The organism is Nocardia sp. NPDC050799 (assembly GCF_040654015.1).
In the GTDB taxonomy this organism is placed as follows: domain Bacteria; phylum Actinomycetota; class Actinomycetes; order Mycobacteriales; family Mycobacteriaceae; genus Nocardia.
On the sequence record NZ_JBFAHF010000032.1, the window covers coordinates 1 to 18989 of the forward strand.

Below are 18989 nucleotides of genomic sequence, written 5' to 3' on the forward strand. Positions count from 1 at the left end.
TCCTTCCGAAACCGCGGCCACACCAGGATTGCTGCCCCCACCTCCTGCAGGAGGCGTGAGATCGACGGGGGCATAGTCGAGACTGTTCATCAATTGATCCTCTTTTGAACACTCTGAGGTGGTGTAGCTCCGGACCGATACTGCCCGGTCGCTGCCCCTCCCCCAGTGTTCAGAAATCGTGTACCGAACGCGAGTTGTTCATGAACACGCGCACCGCCCTTTTGCGCTCAGGCGAAGGAGTCGAGCTTGTCAGTCGATCGTAAGGGCCCAGGCGTCCCCGCCAGCCGAGCTGGAGGGGACGCCAAGGTTGCGGAAACCGACATCTTGATGCCGAACTCACCCCGGCCGTTACGGCGACGATCCGGCGCGAATCTTTTACTCGTGCCGGGCTGGACTCTGTGACGGCCCCCGGTAATCGGAAACCTCGACGGCCAGTGGGTGGGGTTCACCGGTGAGGTGCGCAACGGCAAGGGCGACTTCGCTGATGGTGGCGGTGGTGTAGATGCCGGTCACTCCCCCACCCGTCTGGCTGTGGCGGGCAAATTCCCGCGCGACGGCGGTGCCGTAGTGGCGTTCGACCCAGGTGATGGTGGTGTGGCGTAGCCAGTGGATGGAGATGCCGTGGGTGTGCACCCATGGGAGGTGTTTGCCGAGGCGTTCGAACAGGTGGTTGTAGCGGCGGCGTGTGACCGGGTTGCCGCCGCGCGCGCGCAACAGCGGACCGGACGCGGGCGCACCGCGTTGTTCGGCGTGGCGGCACAAGGCTTGCATGAGGGTCGGTGAGATCGGTTGCCACAACTGCGTGCCACCCTTTTCGCGCAGCAAGATCACCGATTGCACCGGATCCAAGTCCTGAGGCCGCAGGGATAGTGCCCCGGCACGTCGGCAAGCAGTTTCGGTGTGCAGGCGCAGGATCAGGCTGTCCAGTTCAGGGTCGTTGCCGGTTGTAGCGGCAACGTGGACGAGCTGTGCCAGCAGGTCGGCGGGCAGGGCGCGGCGGTTGGAGCGGGTGCGTTTGGGTTTGGTCAGGCGTGCGGCGGGGTTGTCGCGCGGGTCGATGAGTCGGCTGTCTTCGGCCTGCCGATACAGCTTGTGCAGCGCGTCGATGACGTGGCGTACAACTTCGCTGCCGCCGCGATCGGAGCGGCGGATGACCCGGCTGGCGCGGATCTGTTCACAGAGCACCTGCAGGTCCGCGGTGGTGGGTTCGTCGAGTCGCCGTTCACCCCAGCCGGGTTGGGCGAGGATCTTGTTCCAGTAGGTGCAGTAGTGGTCGAGGGTACGGCCGGCAGGCATGCGGTCGATCGCGACCGGGATGAACTCGGCGAAGGTCGGTGCGAGACGAGCGGTCTCGGCCGGCGCTGCGGTGCCGAGGTCGGCGGCAGTGAGCCCGAAGCGTTCCATCATCATCTGCACGGCGGCAATATCGGCCTGGGTACCGGTGGTCATCAGGATGCTCCTTCGGCGAAGCGGCGAGCGAGGATGTCGTCGAGAACGTCGGCGGGATAGACGACCAGCAGGGCCTGGTCGGGGTCGGCGGCCAGCAGCACACGGTCATGGATGCGGATGCCCGCGGAATGCCGGACGGCGGCGGGCAGGGAGAGGTGCCCGTACTTGGTGACGCCACGGCGGCCGTGGCCAGGACGAGTGATCAACACCAGTCCCCCGGTGACCCGCCACGACAGCAGATCTCCGGGATGCCAGTTGAGGGCTCCGACGATGGCTTTGTCGACGACGCGGCCGTTGGTGTCGACGGGCCGGATGCTGTGTATGGCCCTCGATCGCACGGGTTCCTCGAGGGTCGCCATCGGCAGGGCGGGACCTGACGCGAAGACGGACGGGTCGCCGATTCCGCGTCGGTCGATGAAGGAAGGAAGTAGCGGCGCCAGTGTGTCATCGGTCACAATTTTCACCCCCAGCCGGGGTGAAACCGCAGGTCACGGCGGTGACGGGAAAATGGGTGTCCAGGCGATGCACGGACACGGTTTCTGGGGCACAAATACCGCAAAAAGTGTCCGGAGGGGGAATCGACCACTACGCCCACGCGCTCAACCACCGAAAACTCCTGGTTATCAACCAAGCGTAGCTCCGGGTCTGCCCCAACGCTCTAGCAGGCAAGCCGCATGTCGGTGCGCCCAGGGTATCGGTTCATCGGACACAGCGGCCTTCGCCAGTCGGCACCGGACGCACCGGTCTTTGGTCGTGGCAGGCTGTGCGTGTCAACTCCCCCAGCCCGTCGAGCAGCCGGTGCCCCACACCAACCGCTCGGCCGTGTCAGGTGCGGAGGAACTGGTCTCGGCGTCGCGCCAAGCGGCGATCTGCTGGCTCGACGGGCTGCGGGCGGGTGGTCAGAGCAGGAGATGGAAGATGTCGAAGGCGACCTTCCACTCGGCGGTCCCGAAGTTCTTTCGGTCCGGCTCGATCGTAACGAATGTGTGCGCCAGTGCCACGCTCAAGCCTCCGGCGATCAGAGGCAGTCGCTGCTCGGTCGCCTCGGAGAGGGTCATGTCCAACGGCGGCCGGGCCGTGAGTTGATCGAGCACGGACTGTAGCTCGATCTCCTGGTCCAATTTCTCGAACCGGTGGATGCTCTCCTGCAGTCCCTTGGTGATCGGCAGATCCCACGGTTCGATCACGTCCCTCAGATTTGCCTTTGCCGACGCCTTGCCGATGAGGACCAGGTCATAGATCTTGTCGTCGACGAAATCCGTATAGCGCTTCAGATCGTTCCGGTCGACGTGCAGGCCGGCCGCTGCCCGGAAGAATTGCTGGAATTTCACGGTACCCATTACTGGCATGTCGTCAGCTCCTGTCGAAGTATTCATGGATTTGGCGGACCGCCATCGCGCCTTCGCCGACAGCGGATGCGACCCGCTTCACGGAGCCGCTACGGACGTCGCCCGCGGCGAACAGGCCGGGCCGGCTGGTTTCGAGCGTCCTCGGCGACCGGGCACCGGTCCGCTGTGTGCCGTCGCCTCGGGCGAGGACCGGGTCCATGCCCGTGAGGACGAAGCCGTGGTCGTCGAGTGCGATCGTGTCGGCCAGCCACCCGGTGTATGGCATCGCCCCGATGAAGACGAACAGGGCGCGCACCCGGAGAGTGTCCTGCTCCCCTGTGTGATTGTTCTCGACCACAATCTCTTCGAGGTACTTCTCCCCGTGGACCGTACGAACCTCGGTATTCCGGTGCACCGTCACCCGCGGATGGCGCTCGATCTGGTCGACCAGATACCGGGACATACTCTTTCCGAGGTCACCGCTGCGGATGAGCAGGTGAACACGGGAGGCACTGCCCGCGAGAAACACGGTGGCCTGTCCGGCGGAGTTTCCGCCGCCGACGATGGCCACCGGGTCGGTGCCGCACATCCGCGCTTCCTGATGGGTCGCGGCGTAGTACACGCTCGTTCCCTCCAGCGCCTCGATCCCCGGGACCGTCAGCTGCCGGTATTGCGCCCCGGTGGCGAGCACGACAGCCCGGCCGCGAACCACACCGCCGTCCGCGAGCGGGAGCGCGTGATGCCCGTCCTCGGGCACCAAACCGGTCACCTCCGCTGACACCAGCAGCCGGGCCCCGAACTTCCCGGCCTGGATCACAGCCCGCTCCGCCAGCTCGGCGCCGGAGATACCGGCGGGGAACCCGAGGTAGTTCTCGATCCGCGAGGAGGTACTGGCCTGCCCACCCGCGGCGATCGACTCCAGTGTCACCGTGTTCAGCCCGTCCGAGGCGCCGTACACGGAGGCGGCCAGACCGGCGGGTCCCGCCCCCACCACGACGAGGTCGCACACGTCCTGGGTTGCGTCCCGGACCGGGTCCGGAGCCGGAAGCCCGACGATACGGGCGAGTTCGGCGTTCGGCGGATTGCGAAGCACCTTTTCGCCGTGCCAGATCACGACGGGTGTGTCCTCGGGAGCGACGTCCAGGCTGCGCAGCAGCTGCTCGGCCCTTTCGTCCTGTTCCACATCGATCCACTTGTGGGGCAGCCGGTTTCGCATGGCGAACTCGCGAAGCCGCAGCGTGTCCGGTGAATAGCAGGAGCCGATTATCCGGAACCCCGAACCGAGCCCGATCAGCAGGTGTCGACGCACCAGGTAGGCGCGCAGGATCAGATCGCTGAGCACGAGATCGTGAGCCACCAGTTCACGCACCCGCTCGGCCGGGACGACGAGTATCTCGCCGTCCTCGATCGCTTCGGCGGTGAAGAAGGCCACCTGGCCTTCCAGCAGCCCGAGCTCGCCCAGGAATCGTCCGGGACCGTGCACACGCAGTATCCGGCGTCCGCTGTCTCCGTCGCCCTCGTCGATGATCGCGACCGTGCCCGAGAGGATCACGAAGAAATCGTTGCTGGGTTCGCCCTCTCGGATCAGCACCTCGCCGGCGCGAACCGGTCGACGCGCGCCACCGACTTCGAGTGTCGCGACCTGGTCATCCGTCAGCCGCGGGAATGCTCCCAGCTCATCGGGAGTCTCGTCATCGACCTGCGGGATGTCACGGACGGGAGTGGGATCCTCAGACGATGTTCTGGTCGACATAACACCAGCGCCAATCTTCACCTGGCTCCATCGACTGGACGATCGGATGGCCGATGACGCGAGCGTGCGCGCTCGCGTGCTTGCCCGGTGAGGAATCGCAGCACCCGACGTGTCCGCACGTCAGGCAAAGCCTCAGATGTACCCACGGTGTGCCGAGGCGAAGACATTCCTCGCAGCCCTGCGGGGTCCGGGGCACGACGGGCCGGATGGCGGTCACGTGTGGGTCCACAGGTACAGAAGTCATGGCTTCGTCTCCTTGCCCGCATTTTCCGAGAGCGCCTGATCGAGCCAGGCGCGCAGTTGTGGTACAGGAGCAGCGCCCGCCTGACGTGCCAGGACCTCGCCCCGGTCCATCACGAGCAGAGTCGGTACGGCGCGGACGGTGAACCGTTCGGCGGTCTCGGGCGCAGCATCCACGTCGGTCTTCACCAGCTTGATCTGACCCGCGCGTTCCCTGGCGAGTTGCTCGAGCGCCGGGCTGACCATGCGGCACGGGCCGCACCAGCTCGCCCAGAGATCGACGAGCACAGGAACCGAGGAAGTCTCGGCGATCTCCGCGAAGTCGTCATCTGCTGCCGAGGCGATCCAGGGCAGCGGTTCGTGGCAGTTACCGCAGCGCGGTGTGCCTGCTCCTGCTGCGGGGACCCTGTTCATCTTGCCGCAGTTCGGGCATTTCACCGTTTCGGATCCCATGACGGGCCCCTCCTTACGCCGCCGCGACAGCGGGTTCGGTATAGGCGACGGCGAGCTCACCGCCGTCCACCGTGACACGGATGACGCCTTCCGGTTCGATCTCGCCACGCAACAGCGCGCGACCTATCTTGGTCTCGACCTCGTGGGCGATGTATCGCCGCAGCGGCCGCGCACCGTAGACCGGGTCGAAACCGTGTTCGGCGATGAGCCGGCGTGCTTCTGCGGTGATATCCAGGTGTATTTGCCTCTGTATTAGCCTGTTCCGAAGGTCGATGAGTTGTAGCTCCACGATGTGCTCGATCTGGGGCAGGGTGAGCGGTGTGAACAACACGATGTCGTCGACCCGGTTGAGGAACTCGGGACGGAAGTGACCGCGCAGTTCCGCCAGCACCCGCTCGCGCGCGTCCGGCTTGATCTCGCCGTTGGCTGTGACGCCGTCGAGGAGGTGATGGGATCCGATATTGGAGGTCATGATGATCACGGTGTTGCGGAAATCGACCTGCCTGCCCTGGGAATCGGTGATCCGGCCGTCATCGAGCACCTGCAGCAGGGTATTGAAGACGTCGGCGTGGGCCTTCTCGATCTCGTCGAAGAGCACGACGGAGTACGGCTTGCGGCGCACCGCCTCGGTGAGCTGGCCGCCCTCGTCGTATCCGACGTACCCGGGCGGCGCACCGATGAGCCTGCTCACCGTGTGCCGCTCCTGGTACTCGCTCATATCCAGGCGCACCATATTGTCTTCGCTGTCGAAGAGGGCGCCGGCCAGTGTCTTTGCGAGCTCGGTCTTTCCCACGCCCGTCGGGCCCAGGAAGATGAACGAGCCGATGGGCCGGCGCGGGTCGCGGATACCGGACCTGGCCCGGATCACCGCGTCTGCGACCAGTTGCACCGCCTCGTCCTGGCCGACGACCCTTTCGTGCAGAATCTCGTCGAGCTTCAGCAGCTTCTCCCGCTCGCCTTCCTGCAGCCGGGCGACGGGGATACCCGTCCATGCGGCCACGATCTCCGCGATTTCGTCTTCGGTGACAACCTCGCGCAGCAACGGATTCCCGCCTTGCCTGGTGGCCAGTTGCTCCTCTGCCGCCTCGAGCCTACGTTCCAGCTCGGTGATCTCGCCGTATCGCAGCTCGGCGGCCCGATTGAGGTCGTAGTTGCGCTCCGCTTCCTCGGCTTCGTAGCGCAGTCGTTCCAGCTCTCCGCGCAGTTCCTGCACCCGCCGGATCGCCTGCCGCTCCGCCTCCCACTGAGCGTGCCGGGCGTCGGCTTCGGCGCGCAGGTCGGCCAGTTCCTTACGCAGCTCTTCGAGGCGCGCCTTGCTGGCCGCGTCCGCTTCCTTGGACAGCGCGGCCCCTTCGATCTCCAGGCGGGTGACTTTACGGGTGAGTTCGTCGAGTTCGGCGGGCATCGAATCTATTTCGGTGCGCAGCCGCGCGCAGGCCTCATCCACCAGGTCGATCGCTTTGTCCGGGAGGAAGCGGTCGGTGATGTACCGGTGCGAGAGGGTCACAGCGGCCACCAGTGCGCCGTCCTGGATCTTCACGCCGTGGAACACCTCGAGGCGTTCCCGGAGACCGCGCAGAATCGAGATCGCATCCTCGATGGTGGGTTCGTCGACCAGAACAGTCTGGAAGCGGCGCTCCAGGGCCGCGTCGGATTCGATGTGCTTGCGATACTCGTCGAGTGTGGTGGCACCGATCATGTGCAGTTCGCCGCGGGCGAGCATCGGTTTGAGCATATTGCCGGCGTCGAGTGACCCCTCGCCGCCGACCGATCCCGCGCCGACAACGGTATGCAGCTCGTCGACGAACAACAGGATGCGGCCCTCTGCCGCCTTGACCTCGGACAGCACCGCTTGCAGTCGCTCTTCGAACTCGCCGCGGTATTTCGCACCGGCTACCAGGGAACCCATATCGAGCGAGAAGATCGTCTTGTCGCGCAGGCCCTCGGGCACGTCGCCGCGGACGATCCGCTGGGCGAGGCCCTCGACAATCGCGGTCTTACCGACGCCGGGGTCGCCGATCAGTACCGGATTGTTCTTCGTCTTCCGGCTCAGGATCTGCGTCACCCTGCGGATCTCGGCATCTCGGCCGATGACCGGATCGAGTTTGCCTGCCCGTCCTTCGGAGACGAGGTCGCGTCCATACTTCTCCAAGGCCTCGTACGCACCTTCCGGGGTCGCCGAGGTGACGCGCTGATTGCCACGCACTGCGGTCAAGGCGGTGAGGAAGGACTCTCGCGTGATCCCATGACCGGCGAGGACCCGTCCGGCCGCACTGGCCGACCCCTCCTCGGAGAGTGCCATCACGAGATGTTCCACCGAGACATAGGAATCCTTGAGTCGCTTCGCCTCCCGTTCCGCGGCATCGAGCAGCTTGGCCAGGCGCTGGGTGATCATCACCTGGCCGGGCGTCGCGCCGGGTCCGCTGACCTTCGGCCGGCGCGACAGTTCACGCTCCAGATCGGATCGCAGCGCATCGACGTTCGCGCCGGCCTGCTCGAGCAGTCTGGGGACCAGTCCTCCTTGCTGATCGACCAGCGCGAGCAGCAGGTGCTCACCGTCGACCTCGGTGTGACCCATTCTTGTCGCTACGTTCTGGGCTTCCTGCAGGGCTTCTCGTGACTTCTCGGTCAGGCTGCCGGTGTCCATGGGGGCGTCCTCCTTCTGCGGGAAGCGGCTTCGAGTTCCTCGATTCGAGCCAGCAGATCGAGCACGAGCCCGATTGCCGAGTAGTTCAGGCCCAGACCGGTTCGCAGCCGTTGGATGCGGGCGGCGTGAGCGACTGCGGATGGTTCGAACGACATCTCGCCGCCGGCGTCGCGGTGGGCGTCGAGCAGTCCGAGAGCGACCAGTTTTCGGGCCAGGTCGGGGTGTAGCCCGGTTCGCTCGGCGAAGGCATCCGGCGACAATCCGATACGGCGAACCAAGACGTACCGGGCGCCCGGCAGTGGTGTGCTCATTTCACTTTCCTCGGATCGAAGTTCGATTCGGCGGCCAGTTGCTCGAACAGGTCCCGTTCGCGTGCTGTCGGTTTCGACGGCACCATCACTTTGATCTCGGCGTAGAGGTTGCCGGCGGCGCCCCGCGGGTTTGGCATTCCTTCTCCGCGTAGCCGCAGCTTCCTACCCGTCGACGAGCCCGGCACCACTTTGACTTTCGCCTCGCCGCCCGGGGTGGGCACGACGACGGTCGCGCCGAGGACCGCCTCCCAGGGTGATACGGGCAGGTCGACATAGATGTCTCGACCCTGCACCCGGAACCGGGGATGCGGCCTGATCCGCACCACGAGGTACAGATCCCCGGGCGGCGCACTACCACCGCCCCGGCCGCCCTGCCCGGCCAGCCGGATTCGCTGCCCGTTCAGGACACCGGCCGGAATGTCGACGTCGTACTGCCGTCCGTCCAGTCCGAGAGTGCGTTTGCCGCCCCGATACGCCTCTTCCAGCGTCAGTTCCAGTTCCGCTTCCTGATCCGCCCCGGGAATCGGCCCATACCCGCCGGCGCCGGTGAACATCTGCCCGAAGAGATCCTCGAAGTCGACCGGGCCCTGGCCACCGAATCCTTGACCGAAGTGCACTCTCCTGCCCCCACCCCCGTACCCACCGGCGCTTGCCCGGACCCGTTCGTCGTAATCCTCGGGCACCCGCCGGAAGTCGTCGCCGAATCGGTCGTAGCGTGTGCGGGTGTCCGGGTCGGACAACACCTGGTAGGCCTCGTTCACCTCTTTGAACATGTCCTCCGCCGTGGGGTCCTTGTTCACATCGGGGTGATACTTGCGAGCCAGCTTTCGGTACGCCTGCTGGATTTCGTCGGCGCCGGCGCCACGCGGGACTCCGAGGACTTCGTAGTAATCGCGCGCCATCGCCGCTCACCCCTCGGGTCGGCTGACGACCACCGCGGCGGGACGCAACTGCCGCCCGTCCTCGCCGTAGCCCGGGCGCACCACCTCGACCACTGTCCCGGAAGCGAGGTCGGGCCGGTCCACCACACCGACCACTTCGTGGAGCTCCGGGGAGAACGGCACACCGACCTCGTCGTGGCGTTCGAAGCCGAACTGTGACAGCACCTGCACCGCCTGATCCCGGATCGCCTTCACACCTTCGACGACAGCCTGAGGATCACTACCGGCATGGGCCAGCGCGAGCTCCAAATTGTCCAGAACCGGCAGCCACGCCGCGGAAACCTTCGCCACCTCGGTGGCGCGTTCACGGCCCAGATCCTTGGCATAGCGTTTGCGCAGGTTGTCCAGATCCGCGAGGGCCCTGCGCCAGCGGTCCTCGAGTTGAGCCGACTCGGCCTCCGTACCGGTGTGATCAGGCGGCGTCTCGGCCTGGTCCCGGTCGGTACCGTCGGTCGCCGGCTCGGTCGTCGAACGATCTGCAGACCTTTCCATCGCGGGCCTCAGCTCCGGTCGAATTCGGCGTCGACCACGTCGTCGTCCTCCGACGACGCGGTGTCTGCGCTGTCTGCCCGGTGTCCGTCGCCGCCTGCCTGGACCGGTGCGAGCCCGTACAGCAACTGCTGCAACTCCGAGGTGAGTGGCGCCACCTCCGCCGGTGAAGCACCATCGTTCACAGCCTTCCTGGCGTCGGCGATCAGCATCTCGGCGCGCGCCTTGTCGTGCGGTGGAGCACTGTCACCGAGTTCGGCGAGTCGCCGTTCCACCTGATAGGCCACCGAATCGAGCGCGTTGCGCGCATCCACCGCCTTCCGCAGCGCCTCGTCCTCACTCCGGTTCCGTTCGGCCTCGGCCAGCATGCGCTCGACCTCACCCTGACCCAGATTGCCCTGCTCACTGATCGTGATGCTCTGTTCCTTGCCGGTGTCCTTGTCGCGGGCGGTGACGTTGAGGATGCCGTTGGCGTCGATATCGAAAGTGACTTCGACCTGGGCCTCGCCCCGTGGCGCGGGGCGGATGTCTTCCAGCCGGAACCGGCCCAGCACCCGATTGTCAGCGGCTCGTTCACGTTCACCCTGCAGCACCACGACATCCACTGCCGACTGGTTGTCCTCCGCGGTGGAGAACACTTCACTGCGCCGGGCCGGGATCGTCGTGTTGCGCTCGATGATCTTGGTCATCACCCCACCCTGGGTTTCGACGCCGAGGGACAACGGAGTGACATCGAGCAGCAGCACATCGGAGACCTCGCCCTTGAGCACGCCCGCCTGGACCGCGGCACCGAGCGCCACGACCTCGTCGGGGTTGACGCTCATATTGGGGTCCTTGCCGCCGGTGAGCCGGCGCACCAGCGCCTGCACCGCCGGAATACGTGTCGAACCCCCGACCAGGATCACCTCGTCGATATCGTTGGCGGTGACCTTGGCGTCACTCATCGCCTGCTTCACCGGCTCGAGGCAGCGTTCCACCAGATCGGCCGTCAGATCCTCGAACTTGGAACGCATGATCGTCGTGGTGAGATGCTTGGGACCGTTCGCGTCAGCGGTCACGAAAGGCAAATTGACCTGGGCCTGACTCACCGAGGACAACTCGACCTTGGCCTTCTCCGCGGCCTCGAACAGGCGCTGCAACGCCTGCGGGTCCTTGCGCAGATCGATTTTCTCCGCACTCTGGAATTCATCGGCGAGGTAGTCCACCAGACGTCGATCGAAATCGTCGCCGCCGAGGTGGGAGTCACCGGCCGTGGAACGCACCTCGACCACGCCCTCCCCGACATCGAGCAGGCTCACATCGAACGTGCCGCCACCGAGGTCGAAAACCAGTACGGTCTCATGGGTCTGCTTGTCCATGCCGTAAGCCAGTGCCGCGGCGGTCGGCTCATTGATGATCCGCAGGACTTCGAGACCGGCGATACGGCCGGCATCCTTGGTGGCATTGCGCTGCGCGTCGTTGAAATAGGCGGGAACGGTGATGACCACTTCCTTGACCTTCTCACCGAGGAACTTACTCGCGTCGTCGACGAGCTTGCGCAGCACCAGGGCACTGATCTCCTCCGGCGCGTATTTCTTACCCCGCACATCGAATCGCGCCTCACCGTTGTCCCCCGGCACGACGTCGAAACTCACCGCCTTGGCCTCCTCGGAGATCTCGTCGAAATGACGTCCGATGAAGCGTTTCGCCGAGTAGATCGTGCCCTTCGGATTCAAGATCGCCTGCCGCCGGGCGAGCTGACCCACCAGTCGCTCGCCGCTCTCGGTGAACGCCACTACCGACGGCGTCGTCCGTGCTCCTTCGACATTGGAGATCACCACCGCCTCGCCGCCTTGCCAGCTCGCGATGACCGAGTTGGTGGTGCCCAGATCGATACCTACTGCAGTTGCCATGACTTATTCCCTTCGATCGGTCCGGCCGGTGAGCAGGCGGACGGCCTCGTCCGCGGCGTCGACGTCGGCGAGGACCTCGTAGTGACGTGGTTGCAATGACTGGATCGAGGTGAAGTCGCGCCGGCCGCCCTGCAGCGCATACATGAGCAGGCCGAGCAGAGCGCCGACAACAACACCGAACACCAGCCCGTAGAAGGCAAGCGTGAGGCTCGTGAGCAGCGGCTGGACCCAGTCGAACAACCCGAAGATCCAGCCGAACAGTGCCCCTGTCAGCCCGCCCGCGGCGCCGCCTCGCAGAGCTGCCCAGCCAGCGTGGAACCGGCCGACGACCTGTTCGATCAGCTCGAGATCACGTCCGACGATGGCTATTTTGTTCACCGCGAAATGCTGGTCGGAGAGATAGTCGACAGCGCTTTCGGCGTCAGTGTAAGAGTCGAACGTTGCCACTACCCGACGTGCCGGCCGGCTCGGATTCACCGCGGAGGCTCCGCCACTGGACTCTGCCATCACGCCCCCTCGGCGGCGATGATTCGAGGTTTACCGAGCCGCACGTGTACAGGTTCGGCTCCGGTCGGTCAACGGGGTTGAACTCACGCACGGCTCAACCGCATAACGTTCTTCATCCGCCTTTGGGCATACGACGAAAACGGGAGACGGTGACGGCCGGACTGCACTACCGGCACGGCTCCAGGCCGGCCACTCGAGCGGCTCGTATCCACGCGCTCAGCGCATCAGCCGCTACATCGTGCTTTCGCGAGCAGAACTCCCGATACACGAAATTATCGCAGCCGACGCATCATGTGTCGACCGCCGCAGCACATTCGTTCGCCGAGCCGTTGCTACTCCGCCGCAGCATCGAGCTACCCGAGAACACGCCCGGTTCGCCGGCGCCCACGGGTGACCTCCGCGACATCGCCTTGTCGACACAGTTCACGGTTCACATCGCCGCCACGGCCGCCGCGGCGACTGTCTTGTCCTGCTCCCCGGTGCCGCCGCTGACGCCGACCGCCCCGACGACCTGGCCGTTGTGCCGCAGCGGCACACCGCCGGCGAAGATCATGATGCGCCCACCGTTGGAGGCGTGTATCCCGTAGAACTGCTCACCCGGACCCGCATCGGCCGCAAGCTCTTCGGTCGAGATGTCCAGCGCTCGCGCAGTGAATGCCTTGTTTATCGAAATGTCGATGCTGGCGATCCAGGCGCCGTCCATCCGCACATGGGCTACGAGGTTGCCGCCGGCATCGACCACCGCAATATTCGACGGCGACTCGATCTCGGCGGCTTTGGCCCGGCCGGCGGCAATCACTCGCTGCGCATCGTCGAGGGACACCGACCCCTGGTTCACTGTCATGACGCACCCGCCCCGGTCTTCGCGAACTGCTCGACGACTGCCTGGCAGAACGTGGGGAGGTCGTCGAACGGCCGGCCCGAGATCAGGTTGCCGTCGATCACGATTTCTCCGCCGACGCCATCGGCCCCGGCGCTGCCCGGATCGTTATCGGGTGTACGGATTTCGCCCGGCTGCGAAGACAGCAACTCTATATACCCACCGGCTTGTCCCACCGGGGGTCGCCCGAATTCGACGCCTTCGATCATGCCAGTAACCAGTGCCGCGATCGGCGTGCCCTGCAGTGCTGTTGTCATTGTTGTGCTCCTCTCGGTCAGGGCCGCCTCACGGATGCAGTACGACTTTGGTCCATCCGTCGTCGCGGGCATCGAAATGCTGGTAGCCGACCTCGGCCTCGGCCAGCGGGAGCTCATGAGAGATGATCCAGGACGGTGTGGCCCGGCCCTGGTGGATCAGGTCACGCAGCTGCCGGTTGTAATGCTTGACATTGGCCTGCCCGGTGCCGGCCTTCTGCCCCTTGAACCAGAATTTCCCCATGTCGAAGGCAATCTTGCCGTCTCGTTCGAGTTCGTCAGGGGCGTTGCGGTCCTGAGGCAGGAAAATACCGACCACGCCGATATGTCCGGTGAAACGCACCGAGTCGACGAGCCGATTCATCGTCATCGCGGCGTCCTCGTGACCTTGCGGGTCGTGCGCCTGGTACCCGACGCACTCACAGCCCTTATCGGCGCCGCGCCCGCCGGTCATATCGAGGACCTGCTCGACCGGGTCACCGATGGAGTCGTCGATGGGTGTGACCCCGATCTGCTCGGCGAGCCGCAACCGGTCGGGATGACGATCGACGATCATCACCTGGCTCGCGCCCTGGATCATCGCCGAGTACGCCGCCATCAGACCGACCGGCCCGGCCCCGTAGACCACCATCGAATCCCCGGGCTGCATATCGGCCAGGCGGGTGCAGTGCCAACCGGTGGGGAAGATATCGGAAAGCATCACATAGTCGGCTTCCTTGTCCTGGGCGTCCTCGGGCAGTCGCAGGCAATTGAAGTCACCGAACGGCACTCGCAGATACTCCGCCTGCCCGCCCCAGAACGGCCCCATCCCGGCGAAACCGAACGCGGCACCGGCCATCTTCGGATCCGGGTGCACTGTCAGGCAGAACGCGGTCAACCCTTCCTCGCAGTTGCGGCAGAAACCGCAACCGATGTTGAACGGTAGACACACCCGGTCCCCGGTGCTGACCTTGACCACCGCATCGCCCACCTCTGCGACGATCCCCAAATTCTCGTGACCGAGGACCATCCCGGGCTCCAGATCGGTGCGGCCCTCGTACATGTGTAGATCCGACCCGCAAATGTTGGTGCTGGTGATCTTTACCAGCACATCGGTCGGCTGCTCGATCCTCGCATCGGGCACATCCTTCACGTGAACCTCACGTGGCCCGTCGTACACAAGCGCTTTCATCTCGACACTCCCTGACATGCGGCGTTTCCGGATGATGCCCGGCCAAGCCACCACAGGCGGTTACACGTGAGCGACCGACCGAATGAATCCGTCTGCTGGGGCAGACGACGCGACACCGCATAGAACGCGACACCGCACAGAACCTGAAGCCGACACCAAAGTGACCAACTGTTTCGCGTTACGGGCGACCAACAGCGGGCGCACTCCAGGCGTCGCATTCGCTCCATCTTGGAGTCTCCTCTTTCGGCTCCGCGATCGCCAGAGGTGGGATCGGTTTCATTGATTTGTGGGCTCGGGCGGCTCCTTCCTTCACCGGTCGATGGTGTGATGCTGGACCATGTCCGCCACTTCGAACAGGAGATCCGACAGGGCCACCAAGGCGCTGCTGGTCCGACTCGAGGCCAAACCCGGTAAGGAAGACGCGGTCGAGGAATTCCTCCGATCGGCGCTGCCACTCGTCGAGCAGGAGCCCGGCACGAAGCCCTGGTTCGCGGTCTGGTTCGGCCCCTCGACGTTCGGAATTATTGACGCATTCCCGGACCGGGCGGCCCGCGAAACACATCTCAATGGGCCGGTCGGCAAAGCTCTCGGCGAGCGCGCCGACGAACTCTTCGCTGCGCCGCCCGAAATCAGCAAGCTCGACGTACTCGCCAACAAGCTCTGAATTGGAAACTTGCGGAACACGTCAGGGTCTGTCCATCTGCGGGCGTTGTCGGTCTTGGTGTGCGGTGAGCGTCGTCGCGGTCGCGGCTGGGGCGTTATCGGTGTATGTGGGGGTGGTGCGTCGTGGGTTCAGGAACTGGTCGATGTCGACGATGGTCGTGCGATAGCCCGTCATGACAGCCGTCTTTCACGAGACGGGAGTGCCTCAGCGGGACTTCGTGGACGCGAGCGGACGTCGTGTGCGGGCCCAGCGGGTGGTTGGGCCGGGAGCGAGGACCGCCAGCACGATCGCCCCACCGGCGGTGAGGGCGGCCAGCGCAAGCGCGGCCTGGCTGCTGCCGTGCACGAATGCGGCCTTGGCGAACTCGGCCAACGGCCGGGCCGCAGGGCCTGCTTGGTCGGCGATCTGCAGGGCGGCGGCCAAGGAATCGGCGACCGGGCCGCGGGCGGGCTCGGGCAGCCGGGGCAGCGCGGGCTGGATGCGGTGGGTGTAGCCGGCGGCAAGCACGCTGCCGGCCACGGCGATTCCGATCGCGGCGCCGATCTCGCGGGCGGCGTCGTTGACCGCGGCGGCGACCCCTTGTTTGGCTTCGGGGGTGTCGGCGACGATCGCGTAGGTCGCGGGGGCGGTGCACAATCCCAGGCCCGCGCTCATGATCAGCAGCGGCCACAGCAGATCGAGGTAGTGCGCGGCGACGGTCAACCTGCTCACCAGCACCAGTCCGGCGGCGATGGTGAGCAGGCCGGCAACGGTCATCGCCCGCAGCCCGACAAGGCTCGACAGCCCCGGTGCGATTACCGAGATCACGACCATCGGCGCTACCATCGGCGCCAACGCCGCCGCCGAGGCCAGTGGCCCGTAGCCGAGGATCAGCTGCAGGTACTGCACCAGCAGCAGGAACACTCCGAAGGTGACCAGGAACTGGATGGTCACCGACAGCGAGCCGGCACCGAAACCGCGGCGGGCGAACAACCGCACATCCAGCAGCGGCGCCGCCGATCGCAGCTCGACGACCACGAACGCCACCGTCGCCAGGACGCCGACCCCGGCGGTTGCGGCGACGAGCGGGTCGGCCCAGCCGCGCGCGGGGACCTCGATCGCGGCGAACACGATCGCCGCGACCGCGACGGCCACCGCCGCCGCGCCCACCCAGTCCACCGGTGGATGCTCCCGCTGGCGGGACTCTTCGATGGTGCACGACAACCCCGCCAGCACCAGCCCGGCCACGGTCAACCCGACGAACACCGAGGGCCACGACCACCGGTCGAGCAGCACCCCGGCACCGACGATGCCCAGCACCGCCCCGGACCCGGCGACCCCGGCCCACATCCCCACCGCCCGGCCGCGATGAGCAGCGGCGAAGCCCGCGGTCAGGATCGACAGCGTCGAGGGCATCACCAGCGCCGCGCCCGCCCCGGCCAGCGCACGCGCCGCGATCAGCCACACCGGGTCGGCGAGCAGCAGCGGCAGCGCCGACGCGACCGCGAACACCGCCAGCCCCGCCACCAGCACTCCGCGGCGCCCGTAACGGTCACCGACGGCTCCGGCGGGCAGCACCAGACACGCCAGCACCAGCGTGTAGCCATCGACGATCCAGGTCAGCTGGGCCTGCGTCGCCCCGGTCGCTACCGCGATCTGCGGCAACGCCGAATACAACGCCGCCATGGCCGCGACCACCAGCGCCACCGCCAGGCACGACACGGTCAGCATCCACCACTGGCCCCTGGTCCACCTGGCGATCTCGACAGTGTCCGTCCCCGGTGTGTTCACCGGCACCTCCCGACATTGAAGACCAATGGTCTCTGTGCGAGACCATTAGTATCATAGTGGTCGGAGTGTGGGATAGTGTCCACATACACTCAGGGTTGAACGACACGAATCGGAGGAGCGCGCGTCCATGACCGACCCGGAACCCGCCGCGACCGACCCGCTCACCGCGACCGACGAGCAGGCCGACCCGCGGCTGGCACGCTCACGCAACCGGTTGCTCGACGCGGCCACCCATCTGCTGTCCACGGGCGGTGTCGAAGCGGTCACCGTCGAAGCGGTCACCCGCGTGTCGAAGGTCGCCCGCGCCACCCTCTACCGGCACTTCGGCAGCACCAACCACCTGCTCGCGGCGACCTTCGAACGGCTACTCCCCCACGTCGACACCCCCACCGACACCGGACCCGTGCGCGAGCGGCTCATCGCGCTGCTCACCACCCAGGCCGACCTCATCGAACAGGCCCCGGTACAGATGACCACCCTGGCCTGGCTGGCTATGGGATCCCTCGGCGACGACCATCCCGACCCCGACCGCCGCCACCCCGATCCGGCCGCTGTCACCTCGCTACGCGCCCGCGTCATCGAGCAGTACCGCCAACCCTTCGACCACATCCTCACCAGCCCCGACGCCCGCGCCGTGGTCGGCGAGCTCGACACCACCTTCGCCCTCATCCAACTCCTCGGCCCGATCGTATTCGCCCGCCTCACCGGACTGCGCACCATCGACCACGACGACTGCGCCCGACTCGTCGACAACTTCCTCACCACCCACCCAGCAGGCACGGCAGCAACCACCCCGGCCGACACCGCCACACCGTAACCGCAGACCAGCGCCGCGCGGTCAGAACAGAGCGTCGCGGGCCCGCAGCGGCCGCATTCGCCATGCCCATCACGCATGGTCCGAGCCACTCCGTTGTTCGTCGATGCGCTGGCGCTGGCGGGCCCCGTAGGCCGCCTCCTTGACCGCAGTGTCGTCCTCGAGACCGGACCCGAGTGCTCCACCGATGGTCGCGATAGACGCCAGCAGCCAAGCAAGGGTGAGGTAATCGGAGAAGTTCACCCCATGACCCAGGACGGGGGACAGCAGTTCCGGAGAAAGAGTCAGGCACGCGGTAAACAGCAGCAGGCAGAACAGGGCCACATACAGGACGCCGACGCCGACGACCAGAGTGATCACGGTCGCCAGGTTGTACAGCACCGAGCGATCGCGTTCGACTGTCGACCGCGGTCGCTCCCAGAGTTCGTGGTCGAGGATCAGCCACAGAATCATCGCCACGACCGACAGGACCGTCGCCGCGCTCATACTCCATGAACCCATCGTGTCGGCGAACATCCAGATCGTGTCGGTGGCCAGCGCGATCGCTCCGGTCGCGAACGCACCGACGAGTACCTTCGAGAGTCCGGTGACCAGTCGCCACGGCCGGTTGGCCCGCACCATCCCCAACAGCAGGCGCAATCGCCGCAGTCCCGGCGGTGCGAAGTACCGGATGCCGCTCGCGATCTGCACAGACGGAAACCGTCGCGCCGCCCGGGCAGACGTGAGTTCCGGGTCACCGAGCATGTGAGTGATCGCGAGTTCGGTGACAGTGCGGACGCGTCGCTCGATCGCGATGCCGCCCACCCCGGGCACAGAGATGAGCGCGAATCGGTGGTCCGCACTGACATCGGCCACCACCGGCAGCGTGTCCTCACGGCGCGGCAGATCGGTGAGGTACACGACGAGGTCCTCGGATTCCGCGGACGGATCAACCGCGTCGATCACCTCGGCGAAATCCGCTCCCTCGGCGAGGTGATAGGGCTCGAGACGCACACACGTCGACCACTGGCGCTCGACCCTGCCACGGCCTCGCAGGCGTCCCGGCAGGCACTCCGCGAGGCGTTCCGCGACAGCGGCGGGCTTGCCCGGATCCGCGATCAACAACACCGAGACCCGCTCACCAGCCTCACCGGCTCTCCAGCGCTCGTTCGCGTCCACCGCCGTCGCATACCCGCTCGAGCTGGGCACAAACTCCAGGCAGCAAGAGCGGGCGACGCAAGCAACTGCTCCGCGTCACACTGGGCCGCTTGGGTCATGCGGCCACCCACAGAACGACTCCAACCTGGCCCACAGCTTGTCGGTCACCACCGCATCACCCACGAAGAGATTGTCAAATACGCTGCGGTGCAGCGCAACGCGTTCTCAGAACTCACTCTGAACTGATCTCTCTTATTGGCGATGACGAGCATCAGGATCACCCCTCCCT

At 66.0% G+C, this 18989-nt stretch carries 19 protein-coding genes; 2 read left to right on the top strand and 17 right to left on the bottom strand.

Annotation, left to right across the window (positions count from 1 at the left end; all coding sequences use genetic code 11):
- Window positions 1–375: 375 nt before the first annotated feature.
- From AB0H42_RS27125 to AB0H42_RS27195, 15 genes are all read right to left on the bottom strand, one after another.
- Window positions 376–1449, bottom strand: coding sequence for a tyrosine-type recombinase/integrase (locus AB0H42_RS27125; protein WP_357060914.1), 1074 nt, complete (start codon window positions 1447–1449; stop codon window positions 376–378).
- Window positions 1449–1904, bottom strand: a complete 456-nt coding sequence (locus AB0H42_RS27130; protein WP_357060916.1) for a hypothetical protein — start codon at window positions 1902–1904, stop codon at window positions 1449–1451. Before AB0H42_RS27130 ends, AB0H42_RS27125 begins: the two co-directional genes overlap by 1 nt.
- Window positions 1905–2348: 444 nt before the next feature.
- Window positions 2349–2789: a DUF1931 family protein gene (locus tag AB0H42_RS27135; protein WP_357061126.1), complete on the bottom strand. Its 441-nt coding sequence runs from the start codon at window positions 2787–2789 to the stop codon at window positions 2349–2351.
- Between the two features lie 13 nt (window positions 2790–2802).
- A complete protein-coding gene (locus tag AB0H42_RS27140) occupies window positions 2803–4530 on the bottom strand; it encodes an FAD-dependent oxidoreductase (protein ID WP_357060918.1) in 1728 nt (575 codons plus the stop codon).
- Window positions 4508–4774 carry a UBP-type zinc finger domain-containing protein gene (locus tag AB0H42_RS27145; RefSeq protein WP_081595826.1) on the bottom strand — a complete coding sequence of 89 codons (267 nt, stop codon included), beginning with the start codon at window positions 4772–4774 and terminating at the stop codon, window positions 4508–4510. Before AB0H42_RS27145 ends, AB0H42_RS27140 begins: the two co-directional genes overlap by 23 nt.
- Window positions 4771–5223 carry a thioredoxin gene (gene trxA, locus AB0H42_RS27150; RefSeq protein ID WP_357060922.1) on the bottom strand — a complete coding sequence of 151 codons (453 nt, stop codon included), beginning with the start codon at window positions 5221–5223 and terminating at the stop codon, window positions 4771–4773. Before trxA ends, AB0H42_RS27145 begins: the two co-directional genes overlap by 4 nt.
- A 13-nt stretch (window positions 5224–5236) precedes the next feature.
- Window positions 5237–7870, bottom strand: coding sequence for an ATP-dependent chaperone ClpB (gene clpB / locus AB0H42_RS27155; RefSeq protein ID WP_357060925.1), 2634 nt, complete (start codon window positions 7868–7870; stop codon window positions 5237–5239).
- On the bottom strand, window positions 7852–8181 hold the full coding sequence (locus tag AB0H42_RS27160) for a chaperone modulator CbpM (protein ID WP_357060928.1): 330 nt from the start codon (window positions 8179–8181) through the stop codon (window positions 7852–7854). Before AB0H42_RS27160 ends, clpB begins: the two co-directional genes overlap by 19 nt.
- Window positions 8178–9083, bottom strand: a complete 906-nt coding sequence (locus AB0H42_RS27165; protein ID WP_357060931.1) for a J domain-containing protein — start codon at window positions 9081–9083, stop codon at window positions 8178–8180. The genes AB0H42_RS27160 and AB0H42_RS27165 overlap by 4 nt, the downstream gene beginning before the upstream one ends.
- A gap of 6 nt (window positions 9084–9089) precedes the next feature.
- Window positions 9090–9614, bottom strand: a complete 525-nt coding sequence (locus AB0H42_RS27170) for a nucleotide exchange factor GrpE (RefSeq protein ID WP_357060934.1) — start codon at window positions 9612–9614, stop codon at window positions 9090–9092.
- Window positions 9615–9622: 8 nt separating this feature from the next.
- A complete protein-coding gene (gene dnaK, locus AB0H42_RS27175) occupies window positions 9623–11503 on the bottom strand; it encodes a molecular chaperone DnaK (RefSeq protein ID WP_357060936.1) in 1881 nt (626 codons plus the stop codon).
- Window positions 11504–11506: 3 nt separating this feature from the next.
- Window positions 11507–12010 (bottom strand): general stress protein, encoded by a 504-nt coding sequence (locus AB0H42_RS27180; protein WP_357061129.1) that lies wholly within the window; start codon window positions 12008–12010, stop codon window positions 11507–11509.
- A gap of 430 nt (window positions 12011–12440) precedes the next feature.
- Window positions 12441–12854: a heme-binding protein gene (locus AB0H42_RS27185; protein ID WP_357060939.1), complete on the bottom strand. Its 414-nt coding sequence runs from the start codon at window positions 12852–12854 to the stop codon at window positions 12441–12443.
- Window positions 12851–13147: a hypothetical protein gene (locus AB0H42_RS27190; protein WP_357060941.1), complete on the bottom strand. Its 297-nt coding sequence runs from the start codon at window positions 13145–13147 to the stop codon at window positions 12851–12853. Before AB0H42_RS27190 ends, AB0H42_RS27185 begins: the two co-directional genes overlap by 4 nt.
- Before the next feature lie 28 nt (window positions 13148–13175).
- Entirely contained in the window at window positions 13176–14315 is a 1140-nt protein-coding gene (locus AB0H42_RS27195) for a glutathione-independent formaldehyde dehydrogenase (protein WP_357060942.1), read from the bottom strand.
- A 337-nt stretch (window positions 14316–14652) separates the two neighbouring features.
- Between AB0H42_RS27195 and AB0H42_RS27200 the strand changes: the two genes are divergently transcribed.
- Entirely contained in the window at window positions 14653–14979 is a 327-nt protein-coding gene (locus AB0H42_RS27200; RefSeq protein ID WP_357060945.1) for an antibiotic biosynthesis monooxygenase, read from the top strand.
- A 204-nt stretch (window positions 14980–15183) separates the two neighbouring features.
- On the opposite strand, the gene AB0H42_RS27205 is transcribed toward AB0H42_RS27200, so the two are convergent.
- Window positions 15184–16749, bottom strand: a complete 1566-nt coding sequence (locus AB0H42_RS27205; RefSeq protein WP_357060948.1) for an MFS transporter — start codon at window positions 16747–16749, stop codon at window positions 15184–15186.
- Between the two features lie 127 nt (window positions 16750–16876).
- Between AB0H42_RS27205 and AB0H42_RS27210 the strand changes: the two genes are divergently transcribed.
- Complete coding sequence (locus AB0H42_RS27210) at window positions 16877–17566, top strand: TetR/AcrR family transcriptional regulator (RefSeq protein ID WP_357060950.1); 690 nt, start codon at window positions 16877–16879, stop codon at window positions 17564–17566.
- Window positions 17567–17635: 69 nt separating this feature from the next.
- Here AB0H42_RS27210 and AB0H42_RS27215 read toward each other — a convergent pair whose 3' ends face one another.
- Window positions 17636–18721: a hypothetical protein gene (locus AB0H42_RS27215; protein ID WP_357060952.1), complete on the bottom strand. Its 1086-nt coding sequence runs from the start codon at window positions 18719–18721 to the stop codon at window positions 17636–17638.
- Window positions 18722–18989 lie beyond the last annotated feature (268 nt).